The sequence below is a fragment of the Pseudomonas vanderleydeniana genome, assembly GCF_014268755.2.
Taxonomy (GTDB): Bacteria; Pseudomonadota; Gammaproteobacteria; order Pseudomonadales; family Pseudomonadaceae; genus Aquipseudomonas; species Aquipseudomonas vanderleydeniana.
The window spans coordinates 6952425-6972798 of the sequence record NZ_CP077093.1; the positions used below are offsets into that span (position 1 = coordinate 6952425).

The following is a 20374-nucleotide window of genomic DNA, read 5'->3' on the forward strand; positions in this document are numbered from 1 at the left end:
TGGCGTTCGGGGTGGGCAGTGTACCCGGTTCGCCCCGATATCGTGCAAGCGAACACGCGCCCTGGCCGCCATCCAGACAGCAAAAAGCCGGGTTTCCCCGGCTTTTGTGCCCTGTTCGACTTACTTGCGCTTCATCGACAGGAAGAACTCATCGTTGGTCTTGGTCGTTTTCAGCTTGTCGACCAGGAACTCGATGGCCGCCACTTCATCCATCGGATGCAGCAGCTTGCGCAGGATCCACATGCGCTGCAGCTCGTCGTCGGCAGTCAGCAGCTCTTCGCGGCGGGTACCGGACTTGTTGATGTTGATGGCCGGGAATACACGCTTCTCGGCGATACGACGGTCCAGGGGCAGCTCCATGTTGCCGGTACCCTTGAACTCCTCGTAGATCACTTCGTCCATCTTCGAGCCGGTTTCAACCAGCGCGGTGGCGATGATGGTCAGCGAACCGCCTTCCTCGATGTTACGCGCGGCACCGAAGAAACGCTTCGGTTTCTCCAGGGCGTGGGCATCGACACCACCGGTCAGGACCTTGCCGGAGCTCGGGATCACGGTGTTGTAGGCGCGGGCCAGACGGGTGATCGAGTCCAGCAGGATCACCACGTCCTTCTTGTGCTCGACCAGGCGCTTGGCCTTCTCGATGACCATCTCGGCGACCTGCACGTGACGGGTCGGCGGTTCGTCGAAGGTCGAGGCAACCACTTCACCGCGAACGGTGCGCTGCATCTCGGTCACTTCTTCCGGACGCTCGTCGATCAACAGGACGATCAGGTGGCACTCGGGATTGTTACGGGTGATGTTGGCCGCGATGTTCTGCAGCATGATGGTCTTGCCCGCTTTCGGCGGGGCGACGATCAGGCCACGCTGGCCCTTGCCGATCGGGGCGCAGAGGTCGATGACGCGGCCGGTGAGGTCTTCGGTGGAACCGTTGCCGGCTTCCATCTTCAGGCGCTCGTTCGGGAACAGCGGCGTCAGGTTTTCGAACAGGATCTTGTTCTTGGCGTTTTCCGGACGATCGTAGTTGATCGTGTCGACCTTGAGCAGGGCGAAATAACGCTCGCCTTCCTTTGGAGGGCGGATCTTGCCAACGATGGTGTCACCGGTGCGCAAGTTGAAACGACGGATCTGGCTCGGCGAGACGTAGATGTCATCGGGACCGGCCAGGTAGGACGCGTCGGAAGAACGAAGGAAGCCGAAGCCGTCCTGGAGGATCTCCAGCACGCCATCACCGGAGATTTCCTCACCGCTTTTCGCGTGCTTTTTCAGCAGGGAGAAAATCACATCCTGCTTGCGCGAACGGGCCATGTTCTCTATGCCCATCTGTTCGGCCAATTCGAGCAGTTCGGTAATCGGCTTTTGCTTGAGTTCAGTCAGATTCATATAGGAATGACGTAATCATTTATGGAGGGGGGAAATTAAGCTTTTGGCTTAATGAGGCCGCGCCGCAGAGAAGGCGACAGGATCGCGTACTTGTTCGAAAAGGAGAGCGTCGGCGACGGCTAGCAGGGGGCAATGGCGAAACCAGTGCGGGGCCGAATGTAACACCTGCATTTGGCAGAGTCTAGCCCCAAACAGCGAAAAAGCCCCGCTATTTGCGGGGCCTTTTTGACGACGCTTAGATGTTGGCGTCGAGGAAAGCTTGCAGCTGGGACTTCGACAGGGCGCCGACCTTGGTCGCCTCGACCTGGCCACCCTTGAACAGCATCAGGGTCGGGATGCCGCGCACGCCGTGCTTGGCCGGGGTTTCCTGGTTTTCGTCGATGTTCAGCTTGGCGACGGTCAGCTTGCCTTCGTAGCTGCTGGCGATGTCGTCCAGAACCGGGGCGATCATTTTGCAAGGACCGCACCACTCAGCCCAGTAGTCAACCAGCACAGGGCCTTCGGCCTTCAGGACTTCTGCTTCGAAGGACGCGTCGGTGACGTGCTTGATAAGATCGCTGCTCATGGATATCTCCGCAGTGGTAAGCCAAAAAAACGTTGCCCATCATAGCCGTCCTTCCTACGTACAGGAAGCCACAGATGATTGAGTCTAACTATGGTGCCGCATGAGTTTGAGTATGGCCCAACCTGCGGTAAACGGATTCATCTGAACAGGCCCGGTGGCAATCAGGCGGGCGTCACGAACGCGATCCCGGTCCGCAAGGCCGCATTGCGCACATGCTCCTGCATCGCCTTCTGCGCCGGTCCCGAGGCATGCCGGGCCAGGGCCCGGAGGATCTTGCGGTGTTCCTGCCAGGTCTCCATGGCTCGCTCGGCGCGGATGAACGGTAGTTTCTGGCTTTCCAGGAACAGTTCGGCAGTGGCACTGAGAATGCCGGCCATGGCCTGGTTGCCGCTGGCCAGCAGGATCCGCCGGTGAAAGTCGAAATCCAGCCGGGCGGCGGCCTCGAAGTCCCCGGCGAGCAGCTCGGCGCGCATGGCATCGACGTTGTCCTGCAGGACATCCAGTTCATCGGCAGTCAAGGTGACCGCCGCCAGTCCAGCGGCAAAGCCCTCCAGGGCATAGCGCAGCTGGAAGATATCCTCGGCCGAGGCCTGGGCCGCGAACGGCCAGGCCAGGCCACCACCGGCCGGCAGTTGCCCGGGCGCCTGGACGAACACCCCCTTGCCCGGCTGTACACTGACTTCCCCCAGCGCACTCAGGGACGACAGCGCTTCGCGCAGCGACGCCCGGCTGACACCCAGGCGCTGTGCCAGGTCGCGTTGCGAAGGCAGCGCATCACCCGGGCCATAGCCCGCCTCGCTGATCAGTTTACGGATGGCTTGCAGCGCCACCTCGGGTACGGCGCGGGAAATCGAGTTCATTGTGCTCAGGCTGACAGTCCGATAGAGCGCTAGTTGTAAAGCTATTGCAGGCGGGCGGCAAGTCGCGCCCAGCACTGGTTCGGCCTAGGAGGCTGATGCTCGATAACAGTGCGAAATAGTCGCCAACTGTTCAGACCAGTAAGACCATAAATCTCCCTAAAAGCCCTCTAGGACGGGACTTTCGCCTGCCATGGCATGGGCCGTGCAATGCCAGCGGGCAGCATTCATCCCCTTTTCGCTCTCGGAGATCCGCCATGACCAAAGGCTTCAGCGCCCTCCTCGCCGCCCTGTTCACCAGCCTGATGCTGGGCCAGGCGGCCGCCCATGCCAGTGGCCTGGACGATGTAGTCGCCCGTGGCACGCTCAAGGTCGCCGTCCCCCAGGACTTCCCACCCTTCGGCTCGATCGGCCCGGACATGAAGCCCCGCGGCCTGGATATCGACACCGCGAAACTGCTGGCCGACCAGCTCAAGGTCAAGCTGGAGCTGACACCGGTCAACAGCACCAACCGCATCCCGTTCCTGACCACCGGCAAGGTCGACCTGGTGATTTCCAGCCTCGGCAAGAACGCCGAACGGGAAAAGGTCATCGACTTCTCCCGCGCCTACGCCCCGTTCTACCTTGCGGTGTTCGGCCCACCCGAAGCCGCGATCAACGGCCTGGATGACCTCAAGGGCAAGACCATCAGCGTCACCCGTGGCGCCATCGAGGACATCGAGCTGACCGCCGTGGCGCCCCAGGGCGTGACGATCAAGCGCTTCGAGGACAACAACTCGACCATCGCCGCCTACCTCGCCGGCCAGGTCGACCTGATCGCCAGCGGCAACGTGGTGATGGTGGCGATTGCCGAACGCAATCCGAAACGGATCCCGGCGATGAAAGTGAAGCTCAAGGACTCCCCGGTCTATGTCGGCGTGAACAAGAACGAGCCGGCCCTGCTGGAGAAGGTGAACCAGATCCTCGCCGCCGCCAAGGCCGACGGCAGCCTGGAGAAGAACGCCCAGCAGTGGCTCAAGCAACCCCTGCCCGCCGATCTATGATCCGGTTTTCCCGAGGTCCGTTCCATGGCTTATCAGTTCGACTTCCTGCCGGTGCTGCACAACGCCGACCTGCTGCTGCGCGGCGCCCTCTTTACCCTGGAGCTGACCGCCATCGGCACCGTGCTGGGGGTCGGTCTCGGCGTGTTCGGTGCGCTGGCACGGGCCTGGCGGATCCAGCCCTTTTCGGCGCTCTTCGGGGTGTACGTAGAACTGATCCGCAACACGCCCTTCCTGGTGCAGCTGTTCTTCATCTTCTTCGGCCTGCCGTCCCTGGGGCTGCAGATTTCCGAGTGGCAGGCGGCCGTGCTGGCGATGGTGATCAACCTCGGCGCCTACAGCACCGAGATCATCCGCGCCGGTATCGAAGCGATTCCCCGTGGGCAACTGGAGGCCGCCGCCGCCCTGGCGATGAGCCGCTTCGAGGCCTTTCGCCATGTGGTCCTGCGCCCCGCGCTGGGCAAGGTCTGGCCGGCCCTGAGCAGCCAGATCATCATCGTCATGCTCGGCTCGGCGGTATGTTCGCAGATCGCCACCGAGGAGCTGAGCTTCGCCGCCAACTTCATCCAGTCGCGAAACTTCCGCGCCTTTGAAACCTACGCCCTGACCACCCTGATCTACCTGGGCATGGCCCTGCTGATCCGCCAGTTGCTCAACTGGCTCGGGCGGCGCTACCTGGCGAGGAACCGCTGATGGATTTCACCTTCTGGGACATCTTGAACAACCTGCTGGCCGGCCTGCAATGGACCCTGCTGCTGTCGCTGGTGGCCTTCGCCGGCGGGGGCCTGCTCGGTTTGCTGGTGATGGTCCTGCGAATCGCCGAAAAGCCCGTGGCCCGTGGCCTGGCTCGCGCCTACATCGAATTGTTCCAGGGCACGCCGCTGCTGATGCAACTGTTCATGGTGTTTTTCGGCATCGCCCTGCTCGGGGTGGACATCTCGCCCTGGCTGGCCGCCGCCATCGCCCTGACCCTGTTCACCAGCGCCTACCTGGCGGAGATCTGGCGCGGCTGCGTCGAGTCCATCGCCCACGGCCAATGGGAAGCCTCGGCCAGCCTGGCGCTCAACCGCTACGAACAACTGCGCCATGTGATCCTGCCGCAGGCCCTGCGCATTGCCGTGGCACCCACCGTGGGTTTCTCGGTGCAGGTGATCAAGGGTACCGCGGTGACCTCGATCATCGGCTTTACCGAACTGACCAAGACCGGCGGCATGCTCGCCAATGCCACCTTCGAACCCTTCATGGTCTACGGCCTGGTGGCCGCCGGCTATTTCCTTCTCTGCTACCCCCTGTCCCTCAGTGCGCGCTACCTGGAAAGGAGACTGCATGTCGCTTCTTAGAATTTCCGCCCTGCACAAGTACTACGGCGACCATCACGTGCTCAAGGGCATCGACCTGAGCGTCGAGCAAGGCCAGGTGGTGGCGATCATCGGCCGCAGCGGTTCGGGCAAGAGCACCCTGCTGCGGACCCTCAACGGCCTGGAATCGATCAACGACGGCGTGATCGAGGTCGACGGCGAATACCTCGACGCCGCCCGCGCCGACCTGCGCAGCCTGCGACAGAAAGTCGGCATGGTGTTCCAGCAGTTCAACCTGTTCCCGCACCTGAGCGTCGGCGAGAACGTCATGCTCGCCCCGCAGGTGGTGCAGAAGGTGTCCAGGGCCAAGGCGGCCGAGCTCGCCCGGCAGATGCTCGAGCGGGTCGGCCTCGGTGACCGGTTCGACGCGTTCCCGGATCGCCTCTCCGGCGGCCAGCAGCAACGGGTGGCCATCGCCCGGGCCCTGGCGATGTCGCCGAAAGTGCTGCTCTGCGACGAAATCACCTCGGCGCTCGACCCGGAGCTGGTCAATGAGGTGCTCACCGTGGTGCGGCAACTGGCCCGGGATGGCATGACCCTGATCATGGTCACCCACGAAATGCGTTTCGCCCGCGAGGTCGGCGACAAGCTGGTGTTCATGCACCAGGGCAAGGTCCATGAAGTGGGCGACCCCAAGATGCTGTTCGCCCACCCGCAGACCGCGGAGCTGGCGAACTTCATCGGCAGCGTGGAAGCGCCCGCCTGAAACGCGCCCGGGACCCCATCCAGTATGGCATCAGGCTGTACCCGCGACACCTGGTCACTTGAAGGAACAAGGGACAGGTGAAAGCGGGCGCGCCAAACACGGGCGCCATTGTCACTACACCCGGGAAGTCATGAATGTGACATATTCGTGCAGGAAAATTGACGCAATGATTTTCCACCACCCCAAAACCACCGGCGATCACTGCTCCCAGGTGCCCTACGTTGGCGTCCGGGCCTGATCGTGGCACGATGGAGGGGTTATCGACCGAGATCCTTCAACCATGCCCCATTCCCAAGCCAAGAATCTTTCCCTGATCGCCGCTATCGACCTGGGCTCGAACAGCTTCCACATGGTCGTGGCCAAGGCCCAGAACGGTGAAATCCGGATCATGGAGCGGCTCGGCGAAAAGGTTCAGCTGGCCGCCGGCATCGATGAAGAGCGCAAACTCAGCGAAGAATCGATGCAGCGCGGGCTCGACTGCCTGAAGCGTTTCGCCCAGTTGATCAATGGCATGCCATTGGGCGCCGTGCGGATCGTCGGCACCAACGCCCTGCGCGAAGCACGCAACCGTGCCGAGTTCATCCACCGCGCCGAAGAAATCCTCGGCCACCCGGTGGAAGTCATTTCCGGCCGCGAAGAGGCCCGCCTGATCTACCTCGGCGTCTCCCATACCCTCGCCGACACCCCGGGCAAGCGCCTGGTCGCCGACATCGGCGGCGGCAGTACCGAATTCATCATCGGCCAGCGCTTCGAGCCACTGTTGCGCGAAAGCCTGCAAATGGGTTGCGTCAGCTATACCCAGCGCTACTTCCGCGACGGCAAGGTCACCCCGGCCCGCTACGCCCAGGCCTACACCGCGGCGCGCCTGGAAATCATGAGCATCGAGCATGCCCTGCACCGCCTGACCTGGGACGAGGCCATCGGCTCGTCCGGGACCATCCGCGCGATCGGCCTGGCCCTCAAGGCCGGCGGCCATGGCAACGGCGAGGTGAATGCCGAGGGCCTAGCCTGGCTCAAGCGCAAACTGTTCAAGCTCGGTGAAGTCGAGAAGATCGACTTCGAAGGCATCAAGCCGGACCGCCGCGCCATCTTCCCGGCCGGCCTGGCGATTCTCGAGGCGATCTTCGACTCCCTCGACCTGCAACGCATGGACCACTGCGACGGCGCCCTGCGCGAAGGCGTGCTCTACGACCTGCTCGGGCGCCACCACCACGAGGACGTCCGCGAACGCACCCTCACCTCGCTGATGGAGCGCTACCACGTCGATCCGGAACAGGTGGTGCGTGTCGAGCGCAAGGCACTGCACGCCTTCGACCAGGTGGCCAAGGACTGGGAGCTGGAAGACGGTATCTGGCGCGAGTTGCTCGGCTGGGCCGCCAAGGTCCACGAAGTCGGCCTGGACATCGCCCACTACCAGTACCACAAGCACGGCGCCTACCTGATCGAGCACTCGGACCTGGCCGGCTTCTCCCGCGAAGACCAGCAGATGCTCGCGCTGCTGGTACGCGGGCACCGCCGCAACATTCCCAAGGACAAGTTCGCCGAGTTCGGTGATGACGGCATCAAGCTGATTCGCCTGTGCGTACTGCTACGCTTCGCGATCCTGTTCCATCACATCCGTGGCACCCAGGAAATGCCGCAGGTCGCGTTGCGCGCCGACGGCGATACCCTGGATGTGGTGTTCCCCAAGGACTGGCTGGACCAGAACCAGCTGACTCAGGCCGACTTCGCCCTGGAGGCGGAGTGGCTGACCCGAGTCAACATCACCCTCAACGTACGCTGAGGACCGGGTTGCTCAGGCGATCGAGCAGGGTCGCCTGGGCACTGCGCGGGTTCTGGTTGCCAGTCGGCGTGTTGCGGATGTAGCGACCGTCCGACTGCAGGCTCCAGCTGTGGGTGTTATCGGTCAGATAGCTTTCCAGCTCTTTCTTGACCCGCAGGATCAGCTTCTTGCCCTCGACCGGGAAACAGGTCTCGACCCGCTTGTCGAGGTTGCGCTCCATCCAGTCGGCGCTGGACAGGAACATCTGCTCCTCGCCACCGTTGAGGAAGTAGAACACCCGGGTGTGCTCCAGGAAGCGGCCGATGATCGAACGCACGTGGATGTTGTGCGAGACGCCGGCAATGCCCGGACGCAGGCAGCACATGCCGCGCACCACCAGGTCGATACGCACGCCGCACTGGCTGGCCTTGTACAGCGCGCGGATGATCTTCGGATCGGTCAGCGAGTTGAACTTGGCGATGATGTGCGCCGGCTTGCCGTCGATGGCGAACTGGGTCTCCCGGGCAATCATGTCGAGCATGCCCTTCTTCAGGGTGAACGGCGCATGCAGCAGCTTTTTCATGCGCAGGGTCTTACCCATGCCGATCAGTTGGCTGAACAGCTTGCCGACGTCTTCGCACAGCGCATCGTCGGAGGTCAGCAGGCTGTAGTCGGTGTACAGGCGAGCGTTGCCGGCGTGGTAGTTGCCGGTGCCGAGGTGCGCGTAACGCACGATCTCGCCAGCCTCGCGACGCAGGATCAGCATCATCTTGGCGTGGGTCTTGAAGCCGACCACGCCATAGATCACCACCGCACCGGCCGCCTGCAGGCGGCTGGCCAGTTGCAGGTTCGACTCTTCATCGAAGCGCGCGCGCAATTCGATCACTGCGGTGACCTCCTTGCCGTTGCGCGCCGCGTCCACCAGGGCGTCGACGATTTCCGAGTTGGCACCGCTGCGGTACAGGGTCTGGCGCACGGCCAGGACATGCGGGTCCTTGGCGGCCTGGCGCAGCAGGTCGACCACCGGGGTGAAGGATTCGAACGGGTGCAACAGCAGGATGTCCTGCTTGCTGATCACGCTGAAAATGTTCTCGCTGTTCTGCAGCAGTTTCGGGATCTGCGGGGTGAACGGCGTGTATTGCAGCTCCGGATGGCTGTCCAGGCTGGTGATGCTGAACAGGCGCGTCAGGTTCACCGGACCGTTGACCTGGTACAACTCGGTCTCGGACAGGTTGAACTGCTTGAGCAGGTAGTCCGACAGGTGTTTCGGGCAGGTGTCGGCCACTTCCAGGCGCACGGCATCGCCGTAGCGACGGGAGAACAGTTCGCCGCGCAGGGCGCGGGCCAGGTCCTCGACGTCCTCGGAATCCAGCGCCAGGTCGGCGTTACGGGTCAGGCGGAACTGGTAGCAGCCCTTGACCTTCATGCCCTGGAACAGGTCGTCGGCGTGTGCATGGATCATCGATGACAGGAATACATAGTTGTCACCCGGGCCACCGACGTCTTCGGGTACCTTGATGATCCGCGGCAGCAGGCGCGGCGCCGGAATGATCGCCAGGCCCGAGTCGCGACCGAAGGCATCGATACCCTCGAGCTCGACGATGAAGTTCAGGCTCTTGTTCACCAGCAACGGGAACGGGTGCGTCGGATCGAGGCCGATCGGGGTGATGATCGGCGCGATCTCGTCGCGGAAGTAGCGGCGCACCCAGGTCTTGAGCTTGGCGGTCCAGTAGCGGCGACGGATGAAGCGGACCTGGTGTTTCTCCAGCTCCGGCAACAGGATGTCGTTGAGGATCGCGTACTGGCGATCGACCTGGCCGTGTACCAGCTCGCTGATACGCGCCAGCGCCTGGTGCGGCTGCAGGCCGTCGGCGCCGGCCTGTTCGCGGGCAAAGGTGATCTGCTTCTTCAGCCCGGCGACACGGATCTCGAAGAACTCGTCGAGGTTGCTGGAAAAGATCAGCAGGAACTTGAGCCGCTCCAGCAGCGGATAGGACTCGTCCAGCGCCTGTTCCAGCACCCGAATGTTGAATTGCAGCTGCGACAGCTCGCGATGGATGTAGAGGCTGCTGTCATCCAGGTTCGGAATCGCCACTACCGACGGCACCGCCACGTGCGGCGCCTCGGCAACCACCGGCGTCGGTTCCAGCTCCGGCGGGGTTTCGACGATCTGCTCGACCACCGGTTGAGCTTCTTTTACTTCAACTTCGCTGAGTCCTTCGGTATTCATCGAGTGTTCCTGTGAGGGCTATTTTTGCTCTCGTAGCAATTGAGCGGCACGAACGGCAAAGTAAGTCAGGATGCCATCAGCACCGGCACGTTTAAAAGCGGTCAGGGATTCAAGAATGACCCCTTCACTCAACCAACCATTCTGGATCGCCGCCATGTGCATGGCGTATTCACCGCTGACCTGATAGACAAAGGTCGGCACCTTGAATTCATTCTTGACCCGGTAAAGGATGTCCAGGTACGGCATGCCCGGCTTGACCATGACCATGTCGGCCCCTTCGGCCAGGTCCGCGGCCACCTCATGCAGGGCTTCGTCGCCGTTGGCCGGGTCCATCTGGTACGAGGCCTTGTTCGCCTTGCCCAGGTTCGAGGCCGAACCGACCGCATCGCGGAACGGGCCATAGTAGGCACTGGCGTACTTCGCCGAGTAGGCCATGATCCGCACGTTGACGTGACCGGCCAGCTCCAGCGCCTCGCGAATCGCCTGCACGCGGCCGTCCATCATGTCGGACGGCGCCACCACCTGGGCACCCGCCTCGGCGTGGGACAGCGCCTGGCGCACCAGGGCATCGACCGTGATGTCGTTCTGGACGTAGCCGTCTTCGTCGAGGATACCGTCCTGGCCATGGGTGGTGAACGGGTCCAGGGCCACGTCGGTGATCACGCCCAGCTCCGGAAAGCGCTCGCGCAAGGCTCGGGTGGCCCGCTGGGCAATACCCTGCGGGTTCCAGGCCTCGCTGGCGTCCAGCGACTTGAGCTCGGCCGGGGTGACCGGGAACAGCGCCAGCGCCGGAATCCCCAGCTCGACCCAGTTCGCCGCTTCTTCGAGCAGCAGGTCGATGGTCAGGCGCTCGACCCCCGGCATCGACGCCACCGCCTCGCGACGGTTTTCGCCATCGAGCACGAAGACCGGCAGGATCAGGTCGTCGACGGTCAGCACATTCTCGCGTACCAGGCGTCGGGAAAAGTCATCACGACGATTGCGGCGCAGGCGGGTGGCGGGAAACAAGCGATTGGCGGGGGTAAAGCTCACGGCAGACTCCTGAGCCCGCACGGACGGGCGAGCATGGCAGTTATAAGCGGCCATTATGACGAAGGAATGACAGTTGTGCTTACTCCTGCGACCGGGCGCCGCAGTCGCCACTTTTGTAGGAAATGTTAACGTCGAGACACATTTGGACACTTTCCTCTCTGTCGTCGAAGGGTTAGGCTGCGCGTTCATTTCGCCAGCATCCAGACAATGCTCCAACAATTTCTGCAGGATTTCGGCTACTTCGCCCTGTTTCTCGGAACGTTCTTCGAAGGCGAGACCATTCTGGTACTCGCAGGCTTCCTGGCGTTTCGCGGATACATGGACATCAACCTGGTGGTTATCGTGGCATTCTTCGGCAGCTATGCCGGCGACCAGCTGTGGTACTTCCTGGGGCGCAAGCATGGCCGCAAGTTGCTGGCGCGCAAGCCGCGCTGGCAGTCGATGGGTGACCGCGCCCTGGAACATATCCGCCGCCATCCGGACATCTGGGTGCTGAGCTTCCGCTTCGTCTACGGCCTGCGGACAGTGATGCCGGTGGCGATCGGCCTGTCGGGTTATCCACCGGGGCGCTACCTGCTGCTCAACGGTATCGGCGCGGCGATCTGGGCCGCAGCCCTGGCCGCGGCCGCCTATCACTTCGGGGCGATTCTCGAAGGCATGCTCGGCAGCGTGAAGAAGTACGAGCTGTGGGTACTCGGCGGCCTGCTGCTGGTCGGCCTGGTCCTCTGGAGCTGGCGGCGCTTCAAGAGCGCCCGCCTGGCGCGCAAGGTCGAGGCCGAACAGTCCCTGGCCGGTCCTACGAACCCGCCAAGCGAATGACCCGGCTGCGGCAGCAGTAGAGTCCGATCACGCTCAGCAGGCTGTAGCTGAGCAGGCCGATCCAGCCCAGCGGGCTGGCCGGCCACAGTCCGACCAGTGGCGCCAGCCAGACCAGCGGTACATTCAGCAGCAGCCTCGTCAGCTCCAACTTCAGCGCCCACGGCCGATTCTCCAGGCCCGCCCCAAGCACGAACAGCCCCAACAGCATCACTCCCCAACCGAGCACCAGCGCCGCCTGGGGCAGCTTCTCGGCGAAGTTCATCAAGTAGCTGCCCAGCGCCACGTACACCGCGAACTGCAAGGCGATATAGACCTGCTGGCGTAGCTCCAGCGGCACATCGAACTTGCGAAAGTGCGCCAGGTCATGCTTCGCCATCGGGTACTTCGCCGCCACGTCCGCCGGGCGCCAGCCGGTGTGCATGAACCAGATGCGCAGCTTGTCCCAATAGCTCTCGGCCCGCCGCGCGTCACTGGCCAGTTGCGCATAGAACTGCAGGTTGGCCCACAGCGGGTTCCAACTGGCCAGCGGCGTGGTCACCCCGAACACCACCGGCTCGGCGTCATCTTCTTCCTGGAAGGTACCGAACAGCCGGTCCCAGAGAATGAACACGCCGCCATAGTTGCGATCCATATAGAGAGGGTTCTGCGCGTGATGCGCACGGTGGTTGGACGGCGTGACGAAAAACCACTCGTACCAGCCGAGCTTGGGAATGTGCCGGGTGTGCACCCAGAACTGGTAGAGCAGGTTGAGCGCCGCGACGGTGATGAACACCGGCAACGGCACGCCGATCACCGCCAGCGGCAGGTAGAAGATCCAGCTCAGCAGGAAGCCGGTGCTGGTCTGGCGCAGGGCCGTGGACAGGTTGTACTCCTCGCTCTGGTGATGCACCGAGTGCGCGGCCCAGAGGATATTGCGCTCATGCCCCATGCGATGCAGCCAGTAGTAGCAGAAGTCGTAGACCACGAAGGCCATGACCCAGACCCACGGGCTGTCGGCCGGCAGGTCGAACAACGCCAGGTGCTCGAGGGCGATGGCGTAGGTCACCAGGCCCACGCCCTTGGTCAGAATGCCGGTGGTGGTCGACAGCACGCCGGTGCTGAGGCTGTTGATCGCGTCGGCCACCCGATAGTGGCGGGTGCCACGCCGATAGTCGGTCAGCAGCTCGACGATGATCAGTACGACGAAAAACGGAATCGCATAGGGAATGAGGTCCATGGCGCTACCCAAGAGGAACGATTGGCCCAAGATTAGGTGTAGTCGGCATAAATTCCGCTGACAATGAATGCCAGATTGGTAGACATTTAACGCCAGAATTCGGGAGGTCCAACATGACCAGGAAAATCGCGGTAATCCTTTCCGGCTGCGGCGTGTACGACGGCGCCGAGGTCCAGGAGAGCGTGCTGACGCTGTTGCGTCTGGATCAGCGCGGTGCCCGGGTGCAGTGCTTCGCGCCGAACATCGCCCAGTTGCACGTGATCAACCACCTGACCGGCGAGCAGATGCCCGAGTCGCGCAATGTGCTGGTGGAGTCGGCACGCATCGCCCGCGGCCAGGTCCGCGACCTGCGCGAGGCCGATGTACGGGAGTTCGACGGACTGATCGTGCCCGGCGGTTTCGGGGCGGCGAAGAACCTTTCCAACTTTGCCGTCGAAGGCACTGGCTGCAGCGTACAGGCCGAAGTCCTGGCGTTGGCCGAGGCCTTCGCCGAAGCCGGCAAGCCGGTGGGGTTGATCTGCATCGCACCGGCGCTGGCGGCGAAGATCTACGGCCCGGGCGTGACCTGCACCATCGGCAACGATGCCGATACGGCCAAGGCATTGGGCAGGATGGGCGCCAACCACCAGGAATGCGCGGTGGATGACATCGTCGAGGACCCGGCGCGCAAGCTGGTGACGACCCCCGCCTACATGCTCGCCCAGTCGATTGGCGAAGCGGCGGCGGGCATCAACAAGCTGGTGGACCGGGTACTGGAACTGGCCCAGGAGGGCTAGGACGCGCGGGCGAGCCGCGTCAGGATCCGATCGAGCGAATTGGCGAACGCCTGTTTCTCGCGTTCGCCATAGGGCGCCTGGCCACCCCCGACCTGCCCCTGCTCACGCAGGTCGGTGAACAGGTTGCGCACCGCCAGCCGCTCGCCCATGTTCTGCTCGTCGAACGGCTTGCCCCGTGGATCGAGGGCCGCCACGCCCTTTTTCACCAGGCGGTCGGCCAGCGGCACGTCACTGCAGATCACCAGCTCACCCGGCACCGCATGCTCGACCAGATAGTCGTCGGCGGCATCCGGCCCGCTGGGTACCACGATCAGCTTGACGATGGCGAACGGTGGGCGGGGCTGCGGTTGCCCCGCCACCAGCACCACCTCGAACTGCCGCTTGAGGGCGAACTTCACCACCAGGTCCCGGGCGATCCGCGGACAGGCGTCGGCATCGATCCACACGCGCATGCTCAGGACGCCTGCAACCGGCGTTTCTCCGCCAGCCGGCTACGGCCGTAGAGCACGATGATCGCCAGCAACGCGACGGCTTGAGCACCCAGCGAGTAGGCGTCGGCGTGAATCCCCAGCCACTCGAAGTCGAAGAACGCCACCGGCCGCGTACCGAAGATCCCGGCTTCCTGCAGCGCCTTGACGCCATGCCCGGCGAACACCACCGACAGGGCACAGAGCAACCCGGCGTTGATACCGAAGAACAGCGCCAGCGGCAGTTTCGCCGAACCGCGCAGAATCACCCAGGCCAGGCCGAACAGCAGCACCAGCGCCGTCGCACCACCCGCCAGGACCGCGTTGTGCCCGGCAGGGCCGGCCTGCAGCCAGAGGGTTTCATAGAACAGGATCACTTCGAACAGTTCGCGATACACCGAGAAGAACGCCAGCACGGCAAAACCGAAACGGCCGCCACCGCTGACCAGGCTGCTCTTGATGTAGTCCTGCCAGGCCGCGGCATGCCGACGGTCGTGCATCCACACGCCAAGCCAGAGCACCATCACACTGGCGAACAGCGCCGTGCAGCCCTCGAGCAGTTCACGCTGCGAGCCGCTGACGTCGATCACATACGCCGCCAGCGCCCAGGTACCCAGGCCGGCCAGCAAGGCCAGGCCCCAACCGATGTTGACGCTGCGCACCGCCGACTGCTGGCCGGTGTTGCGCAGGAACGCGAGGATCGCCGCCAGCACCAGGATCGCTTCCAGGCCCTCGCGCAACAGGATCAACAGGCCGGAAATGAAGCTCAGCGACTGGCTCAGGCCATCGTTGCCGAGCAGCCCGGCGGACGCCTTGAGCTTGTCCTTGGCAATGCCCAGGCGTTGTTCCACCTGGTCCACCGGCAGGCCGTCCTGCAGGGACTGCCGGTAGGCCATCAGCGACTTCTCGGTGTCCTTGCGCACATTGGCGTCAACGTTATCCAGCGAGCTCTCGACCAGCTCGAAGCCTTCCAGGTAGGCCGCCACGGACAGGTCGTAGGCCTGCTCGCGGTCGCCGGCGCGATAGGCGGCCAGGCTCTTGTCCAGGGTCGTCGCGGTGTAGTCGAGCAGTTGCGACGGACCACGCTTGACCTGCGGCGGCTGGGCACGCTGGGCACGGAACAGCGCGGCGGCCTCGTCGCCCTCGGCAGCCTGGATTTCGCTCGGGGTCTGGCGAGCCAGGTCGGCGAGGTTGTAGGCCTTGTCGCTCTTGGCCACCGGCGCGGCGCTGAAGCTGGCGATATAGGTGGCCAGGTCCCAGCGCTGGCGCTCATCGAGCTGGTCGGCGAACGACGGCATGTCCGTCCCTTCCACACCAAGGGTCAGGGTATTGTAGATCCCGTAGAGGCTCAGGCGGTCCAGTCGCGAAGCGTCACGCAGGTTGGCCGGTGGCGGTGTCATGCCACTGCCCGCCGGGCCGTCGCCCGCCCCGTTCTCGCCATGGCAGACCGAGCATTGCTGGGCGTACAGCGGTGCACCGCGGGCCGGATCCGGGGTAATGGCCGGCGCCTGGCTGACCTCGTAGGCCACCGCCAGCCTGGCGCCCAGCTGACGCGCCTGGCGGGCAACGACCGGGCCATCCTGGCGATCAGTGATGGACTGGCGCAGGTCGACCACACCCTGTTCCAGTTCCGCCCGCTCGGCACGGGCCGGCAGCGCGACGATCAGTTTCTGCAGCGCGGTGAGGAATTCCAGTTGCTCGTGGTACTCGGTTTCGTCGATAACCTTGCCATCCGCCACCGTCGCCGGGTAGTCCGCGCCGATGTAATCGATCAGGTGCAGGGCCTGTGGGGCGCCTTCCACCGTGTTCGCCAGCAGGTGGGTGCTGCATAGGGCGAACATCGGCAGCATCAGCCAGGCCAGGAAACGCGTGGGAACAATCATTGAAACGACCTAAATGGAAATGCGAAGTAACATATTGTTCCCTCTCATCGCGCCTCACTCAAGGGTTGTGCGTGCAAAGGGACAAATAGCCGCTTCGAAAGCCTGCAAGGAAGACAGTAAAAACCATGGTCTGGCGCCTGCTCACTCCCCTGCTGTTCTGCTGCCTGCTCGGCAGTTGCGCAATCTACCGCGACTACAACACCGAGATGCAGCTGACCAACGAACAGTTGAGCGCCGGCAACGTCGACCTGGCCCTGTACCTGCTCGAACGCCACAATCCCTGGGACGAGAAGGATCTGCTGTACTACCTGGAAAAAGGCGAGCTGCTGCGGGCCAAGGGCGACCTGGACGCCAGCCAGGCGGCCTGGCGGACGGCGGACCGCGCCGTGTTGGTGCGCGAGGACTCGACGGACATCGACTACCTGAAGATCCTCGCCACCCTGGGCACCCTGGCGATCAACGACAAGGTCCGCCGCTACGACGGCTACGACTACGAAAAGGTCATGCTGACCACCCAGATGGCTCTCAACCACCTGGCGCTGAATGACTTCGACGGGGCGCGCGTCGATATCAGGAAGACCCACGAACGTGAAACGCAGATCGCCGAATTGCGGGACCAGGAGTACCTGCGCCTGGAGACCGAGGCGCGCAAGCAGGGCATCGACCTGCGCTACAAGAACCTGCAGGGTTATCCGGTGCAGATCCTCGACGCGCCACAGGTGCTGGCACTGAAGAATGGCTACCAGAGTGCATTCAGCCATTACCTTTCCGGCTTCGTCTACGAGGCCTTGGGCGAGCGCGACCTGGCGGCGCCCGGTTATCGCCAGGCCATCGAGCTGCGGCCGAACACGGCATTTCTCGAACAGGCCCTGGCCAACCTTGGCAAACCACCGCAGGTGGCGGACGGCAGCGATGTGCTGATCATCATCCAGACCGGCCTGGCACCCGCGCGCAGCTCGGTACGCCTGCCCATCTCCGTGCCGATGAACGACGGCCAGACCATCACGTCCTTCGTGTCCTTCCCCATCCTGCTGCCGGACAACTCCACAGCCCGGCCCGGTTCCGTCAGCATCGACGGACGCAAACAACCGCTGACCCTGCTCAACAGCATCAACGACATGTCCCTGCGTACCCTGCGCGATGACATGCCAGGCATCATTCAACGAACGCGCCTGCGTGCCAACGCCCATGCGCTGGTACAGGCCCAGTACAACCAGAAACATCCGAAGGAAGCCAAGCAGATCGCCGACGCGCCCTTCGAACAGGCCGACACCCGGACCTGGCGCACCCTGCCGGACAACACGCTGGTCGCTCGCCTGCGACTGAAGCCAGGGCTGCACCAACTGCAGCTGTCCAAGGCCAGAACGATCGCGTTCAAGATCGACCAGCCGTTCCAGGTGATCGGCCTGCGCCTGATCGGCCAGCAAGCCTTCACCAGCGGCTACGCCACCCGATCAGAACAGGCGAAGCCCTGAAGCGTCGGATCCAGGGGTGGGAAACCCACCCGCCGTGTGTGGCAGTTGCGCCGTACCTGACAATTCCCCGGATCGGTCCGGCCAAGACAGATGCGGACTCCTACGCGATCTTCCTCTCCCGACACGTCGACGCCGAAACTCACGCGCATTTACCGTAATTGGGTACTGCATCTCTCGACGCTGCGATGAGCCACTAAATGGGAGCAAAAAGCTATTACATCGCCAGCAGTCGCTGCCTATAATGCCGCGCCGGTGTTATGGGCAAACGCAATAAAAGCTCCTCTTTTAATGAGGAATTGTCAGGGTGACCTTCCCCTGCCAATGGGTTCTTCCAGCCAGGCCCGCCCTCCGGCTGCTTTTTCATCATCAGGGAAGATGTCGCTCATGACACCCAGCACCCGTCTTTTTATCGCCCTTGGGGCCGTGGCACTGCTGTCCGGCTGCTCGGTGTTCCGCAACTACGACAGTGAACTGGCGCAGACCAACCAGCAACTGGCCTCCGGCAATGTCGACGCGGCGCTGTCGCTGCTGGAGAAGAACAACACCGGCGAAGACCGCGACCTGCTGTACTACTTCGAGAAGGGTGAGCTGCTGCGCGCCAAGGGCGACATCGCCGGCAGCCAGCTGGCCTGGGGCAGCGCCGACCAGGTGGTTGGCCAGTGGGAGGATGCGGTCAAGCTCGACTACGCCAAGTACGCCGCCCAGTTCGGCAGTTTCCTGGTCAACGACAAGGTCCGCCGCTACGAAGGCTACGACTACGAAAAGGTCATGCTGACCACCCAGATGGCCCTGAACTTCCTCGCCACCAACGACTTCGAGAGCGCCCGCACCGCGATCAAGAAGACCCACGAGCGTGAAGCCGTGATCGCCGAGCTGCGCGACAAGGAGTACCTCAAGCGCGAAGAGGAAGCCGACAAGCAAGGCATCAAGACCCAGTACAAGGACCTCAAGGGCTACCCGGTGGCCAGCCTCGACGCCCCTGAAGTGGTCAGCCTGAAGAACAGCTACCAGAGCGCCTTCAGCCACTACCTTGCCGGTTATGTCTATGAAGCACTGGGCGAGAAGGACCTGGCCGCGCCGGGCTATCGCCAGGCAGCCGAGCTGCGCCCCAACACCCCACTGCTCGAGCAGGCCCTGGTCAACCTCGACAAGCCGGCCGGCAAGGACGATGACAGCGACATCCTGATCGTCGTGCAAAGCGGCCTGGCACCCGCCCGCGACTCGATCCGCATCCCGCTGCCGCTGCTGATCTCCGACAACGTGGTCATCACCCCACTGTCGTTCCCGATCATCAAGGCCGACACCTCCACGCCGGGCTTCAGCCAGATCGGCGTCGATGGCCAGGCGGTCAACCTGACCGCCCTCAACAGCACCACCGCCATGTCCAGCCGCGCCCTGCGCGACGACATGCCGGGCATCATCCTGCGCACCAGCGTACGAGCCATCAGCCGCGGCATCGCCCAGAAGAACCTGAACAAGGTCAACCCGATGGCGGGCCTGGCCGTGGGCCTCACCTCCGCCGTGCTCGAAGGTGCCGACACCCGCACCTGGCGCACCCTGCCGGACACCACCCAGGTGGTCCGCCTGCGTCTGAAAAAGGGCGAGCACCAGGTGTCGCTGCCTAGCGCGGTCGGTGGCTCGCTGGTCAAGATCAACGTCGATCGGCACTACCAGGTCATCAGCCTGCGGGCCATCGGCAACCAGGTGTTCACCAGCGGCCTGGCGGCCCAACGGATCCCGAGCGGCAACCCGACCGCCGTCGCCAGCATCAAACAACCTTGAGAACGGAGTCTTCTTCCATGCGTTTCAAACTGACCGCTGTCGTTGCCCTGGCCCTGCTGGCCGGTTGTGCAACCCCTCCGCCACCACCGGCACCGGGTAGCGCCGCGAGCAAGATCGTCGCCATGGGCGAAATGGAGGACATCCAGGTGGGTGCCATCCGCGTCGCCCGGGAAAACGGCTTCCTGACCGTCAAGGTGCAGCTGAGCAACACGCGCACCAAGAACAAGATGATGTATTACCGCTTTGCCTGGCTGGGCAACGACGGCTTCCCGGTCGCCGATGAGGAAACCTGGAAGACCCTGAGCCTGTATGGTGCCCAGAGCACCTTCCTGCCGGCCATTGCCCCGACGCCGAAGGCCGTCGACTTCCGCCTGGAAGTCAAGACGCCTTGATGTGAAGCCACCCCTTGCGCCCCTTTGAAGAGAACCTCTCCATGTTTGCACGTTTTTCGCTCCTCGCCGTCGTCGCCCTGCTGGCCAGCGGCTGCGCCCAGAACACCTCGCCGGTCCTCGGCGGCAAGAACATCAGCTACGGTGATACCAAGGCTGTCGAGCTGGTCACCAACGAGTTCGGCTCCACCGACCTGCAGATGATCGCCGAGTCCATGACCCGCTCCCTGGCCCAGTCCGGCGTGCTGCAGGGCCGCCCGGTGGTCCAGGTCTACGATGTGAAGAACAAGACCAGCGAGTACATCGACACCCGCGAGATCACCACCTCGATCAAGACCCAGCTGATGAAGTCCGGCACCGCCCGTTTCGCCAGCGACAACACCGAGATGCAGAGCCAGGTCGACCAGCTCAAGCTGCAGAACCAGAGCGGCCTGTACAAGAAGAGCACCATCAGCAAGACCGGCAACATGATCGCCGCCAAGTACCGCCTGGAAGGCTCGATCAGCTCGATCGTCAAGCGCAGCAGCGACTACAAGGACGTGTTCTACAAGTTCAGCCTGCAACTGATCGACGTCGAAAGCGGCCTGGCCGAATGGATGGACGAGAAAGAGATCCGCAAAACCACGGAGCGTTAAGC

Annotated in this window: 19 protein-coding genes; 11 read left to right on the forward strand and 8 right to left on the reverse strand. The window is 63.4% G+C overall.

Going from position 1 to position 20374, the window contains the following annotated elements; genetic code table 11:
- Positions 1-120 precede the first annotated feature (120 nt).
- The 3 genes from rho to HU752_RS31330 all read right to left on the reverse strand — a co-directional run bounded on the left by rho (position 121) and on the right by HU752_RS31330 (position 2805).
- Positions 121-1380 carry a transcription termination factor Rho gene (gene rho, locus HU752_RS31320; RefSeq protein ID WP_017902637.1) on the reverse strand — a complete coding sequence of 420 codons (1260 nt, stop codon included), beginning with the start codon at positions 1378-1380 and terminating at the stop codon, positions 121-123.
- Positions 1381-1615: 235 nt separating this feature from the next.
- Positions 1616-1945 carry a thioredoxin TrxA gene (gene trxA / locus HU752_RS31325; RefSeq protein ID WP_186683560.1) on the reverse strand — a complete coding sequence of 110 codons (330 nt, stop codon included), beginning with the start codon at positions 1943-1945 and terminating at the stop codon, positions 1616-1618.
- 161 nt (positions 1946-2106) lie between these two features.
- Positions 2107-2805: a FadR/GntR family transcriptional regulator gene (locus HU752_RS31330; RefSeq protein ID WP_186683559.1), complete on the reverse strand. Its 699-nt coding sequence runs from the start codon at positions 2803-2805 to the stop codon at positions 2107-2109.
- A 254-nt stretch (positions 2806-3059) separates the two neighbouring features.
- On the opposite strand from HU752_RS31330, the gene HU752_RS31335 reads away from it, so the two are divergent.
- From HU752_RS31335 to ppx, 5 genes are all read left to right on the forward strand, one after another.
- Positions 3060-3845, forward strand: coding sequence for a transporter substrate-binding domain-containing protein (locus tag HU752_RS31335; protein WP_186683558.1), 786 nt, complete (start codon positions 3060-3062; stop codon positions 3843-3845).
- A 24-nt stretch (positions 3846-3869) separates the two neighbouring features.
- Complete coding sequence (locus HU752_RS31340) at positions 3870-4535, forward strand: amino acid ABC transporter permease (protein WP_186683557.1); 666 nt, start codon at positions 3870-3872, stop codon at positions 4533-4535.
- Positions 4532-5182, forward strand: coding sequence for an amino acid ABC transporter permease (locus HU752_RS31345; RefSeq protein WP_186683656.1), 651 nt, complete (start codon positions 4532-4534; stop codon positions 5180-5182). Before HU752_RS31340 ends, HU752_RS31345 begins: the two co-directional genes overlap by 4 nt.
- Positions 5169-5906 (forward strand): amino acid ABC transporter ATP-binding protein, encoded by a 738-nt coding sequence (locus HU752_RS31350; protein ID WP_186683556.1) that lies wholly within the window; start codon positions 5169-5171, stop codon positions 5904-5906. The genes HU752_RS31345 and HU752_RS31350 overlap by 14 nt, the downstream gene beginning before the upstream one ends.
- A 280-nt stretch (positions 5907-6186) precedes the next feature.
- Positions 6187-7689, forward strand: coding sequence for an exopolyphosphatase (ppx, locus tag HU752_RS31355; protein WP_186683555.1), 1503 nt, complete (start codon positions 6187-6189; stop codon positions 7687-7689).
- Here ppx and ppk1 read toward each other — a convergent pair.
- The gene (gene ppk1 / locus HU752_RS31360; RefSeq protein WP_186683554.1) at positions 7676-9898 is read right to left on the reverse strand and encodes a polyphosphate kinase 1; all 2223 of its coding nucleotides are present in this window, start codon (positions 9896-9898) and stop codon (positions 7676-7678) included. The genes ppx and ppk1 overlap by 14 nt on opposite strands.
- 18 nt (positions 9899-9916) lie before the next feature.
- Positions 9917-10930, reverse strand: a complete 1014-nt coding sequence (gene hemB / locus HU752_RS31365) for a porphobilinogen synthase (RefSeq protein ID WP_186683553.1) — start codon at positions 10928-10930, stop codon at positions 9917-9919.
- 207 nt (positions 10931-11137) lie between these two features.
- On the opposite strand from hemB, the gene HU752_RS31370 reads away from it, so the two are divergent.
- Positions 11138-11749, forward strand: a complete 612-nt coding sequence (locus tag HU752_RS31370) for a DedA family protein (protein WP_186683552.1) — start codon at positions 11138-11140, stop codon at positions 11747-11749.
- On the opposite strand, the gene HU752_RS31375 is transcribed toward HU752_RS31370, so the two are convergent.
- Positions 11727-12965 (reverse strand): sterol desaturase family protein, encoded by a 1239-nt coding sequence (locus HU752_RS31375; protein WP_186683551.1) that lies wholly within the window; start codon positions 12963-12965, stop codon positions 11727-11729. The two genes, HU752_RS31370 and HU752_RS31375, sit on opposite strands and share 23 nt — an antisense overlap.
- A gap of 113 nt (positions 12966-13078) precedes the next feature.
- On the opposite strand from HU752_RS31375, the gene elbB reads away from it, so the two are divergent.
- Complete coding sequence (gene elbB / locus HU752_RS31380; protein WP_186683550.1) at positions 13079-13741, forward strand: isoprenoid biosynthesis glyoxalase ElbB; 663 nt, start codon at positions 13079-13081, stop codon at positions 13739-13741.
- Here elbB and HU752_RS31385 read toward each other — a convergent pair.
- Positions 13738-14193, reverse strand: coding sequence for a YaiI/YqxD family protein (locus HU752_RS31385; RefSeq protein ID WP_186683549.1), 456 nt, complete (start codon positions 14191-14193; stop codon positions 13738-13740). The genes elbB and HU752_RS31385 overlap by 4 nt on opposite strands.
- Positions 14194-14195: 2 nt before the next feature.
- Complete coding sequence (locus HU752_RS31390; protein ID WP_186683548.1) at positions 14196-16091, reverse strand: cytochrome c/FTR1 family iron permease; 1896 nt, start codon at positions 16089-16091, stop codon at positions 14196-14198.
- A gap of 125 nt (positions 16092-16216) precedes the next feature.
- Here HU752_RS31390 and HU752_RS31395 point away from each other — a divergent pair, with 125 nt between their 5' ends.
- The 4 genes from HU752_RS31395 (at position 16217) to lpoB (ending at position 20372) form a co-directional block, all read left to right on the forward strand.
- On the forward strand, positions 16217-17566 hold the full coding sequence (locus HU752_RS31395; protein ID WP_186683547.1) for a COG3014 family protein: 1350 nt from the start codon (positions 16217-16219) through the stop codon (positions 17564-17566).
- 384 nt (positions 17567-17950) lie between these two features.
- Positions 17951-19348, forward strand: a complete 1398-nt coding sequence (locus HU752_RS31400) for a COG3014 family protein (protein ID WP_186683546.1) — start codon at positions 17951-17953, stop codon at positions 19346-19348.
- Between the two features lie 17 nt (positions 19349-19365).
- Positions 19366-19740, forward strand: coding sequence for a YcfL family putative periplasmic lipoprotein (locus HU752_RS31405; RefSeq protein WP_017902616.1), 375 nt, complete (start codon positions 19366-19368; stop codon positions 19738-19740).
- A gap of 41 nt (positions 19741-19781) precedes the next feature.
- Entirely contained in the window at positions 19782-20372 is a 591-nt protein-coding gene (gene lpoB, locus HU752_RS31410; protein ID WP_054063611.1) for a penicillin-binding protein activator LpoB, read from the forward strand.
- The last annotated feature ends 2 nt before the right edge of the window (positions 20373-20374 follow it).

Coding starts and splice junctions, on each gene's coding strand:
- HU752_RS31340 (WP_186683557.1), top strand. CDS start 3,870: ATGGCTTATCAGTTCGACTTCCTGCCGGTGCTGCACAACGCCGACCTG.
- HU752_RS31385 (WP_186683549.1), bottom strand. CDS start 14,193: ATGCGCGTGTGGATCGATGCCGACGCCTGTCCGCGGATCGCCCGGGAC.
- HU752_RS31395 (WP_186683547.1), top strand. CDS start 16,217: ATGGTCTGGCGCCTGCTCACTCCCCTGCTGTTCTGCTGCCTGCTCGGC.
- HU752_RS31390 (WP_186683548.1), bottom strand. CDS start 16,091: ATGATTGTTCCCACGCGTTTCCTGGCCTGGCTGATGCTGCCGATGTTC.
- HU752_RS31350 (WP_186683556.1), top strand. CDS start 5,169: ATGTCGCTTCTTAGAATTTCCGCCCTGCACAAGTACTACGGCGACCAT.
- elbB (WP_186683550.1), top strand. CDS start 13,079: ATGACCAGGAAAATCGCGGTAATCCTTTCCGGCTGCGGCGTGTACGAC.
- HU752_RS31370 (WP_186683552.1), top strand. CDS start 11,138: ATGCTCCAACAATTTCTGCAGGATTTCGGCTACTTCGCCCTGTTTCTC.
- HU752_RS31405 (WP_017902616.1), top strand. CDS start 19,366: ATGCGTTTCAAACTGACCGCTGTCGTTGCCCTGGCCCTGCTGGCCGGT.
- ppx (WP_186683555.1), top strand. CDS start 6,187: ATGCCCCATTCCCAAGCCAAGAATCTTTCCCTGATCGCCGCTATCGAC.
- HU752_RS31330 (WP_186683559.1), bottom strand. CDS start 2,805: ATGAACTCGATTTCCCGCGCCGTACCCGAGGTGGCGCTGCAAGCCATC.
- HU752_RS31375 (WP_186683551.1), bottom strand. CDS start 12,965: ATGGACCTCATTCCCTATGCGATTCCGTTTTTCGTCGTACTGATCATC.
- ppk1 (WP_186683554.1), bottom strand. CDS start 9,898: ATGAATACCGAAGGACTCAGCGAAGTTGAAGTAAAAGAAGCTCAACCG.
- trxA (WP_186683560.1), bottom strand. CDS start 1,945: ATGAGCAGCGATCTTATCAAGCACGTCACCGACGCGTCCTTCGAAGCA.
- rho (WP_017902637.1), bottom strand. CDS start 1,380: ATGAATCTGACTGAACTCAAGCAAAAGCCGATTACCGAACTGCTCGAA.
- lpoB (WP_054063611.1), top strand. CDS start 19,782: ATGTTTGCACGTTTTTCGCTCCTCGCCGTCGTCGCCCTGCTGGCCAGC.
- HU752_RS31335 (WP_186683558.1), top strand. CDS start 3,060: ATGACCAAAGGCTTCAGCGCCCTCCTCGCCGCCCTGTTCACCAGCCTG.
- HU752_RS31400 (WP_186683546.1), top strand. CDS start 17,951: ATGACACCCAGCACCCGTCTTTTTATCGCCCTTGGGGCCGTGGCACTG.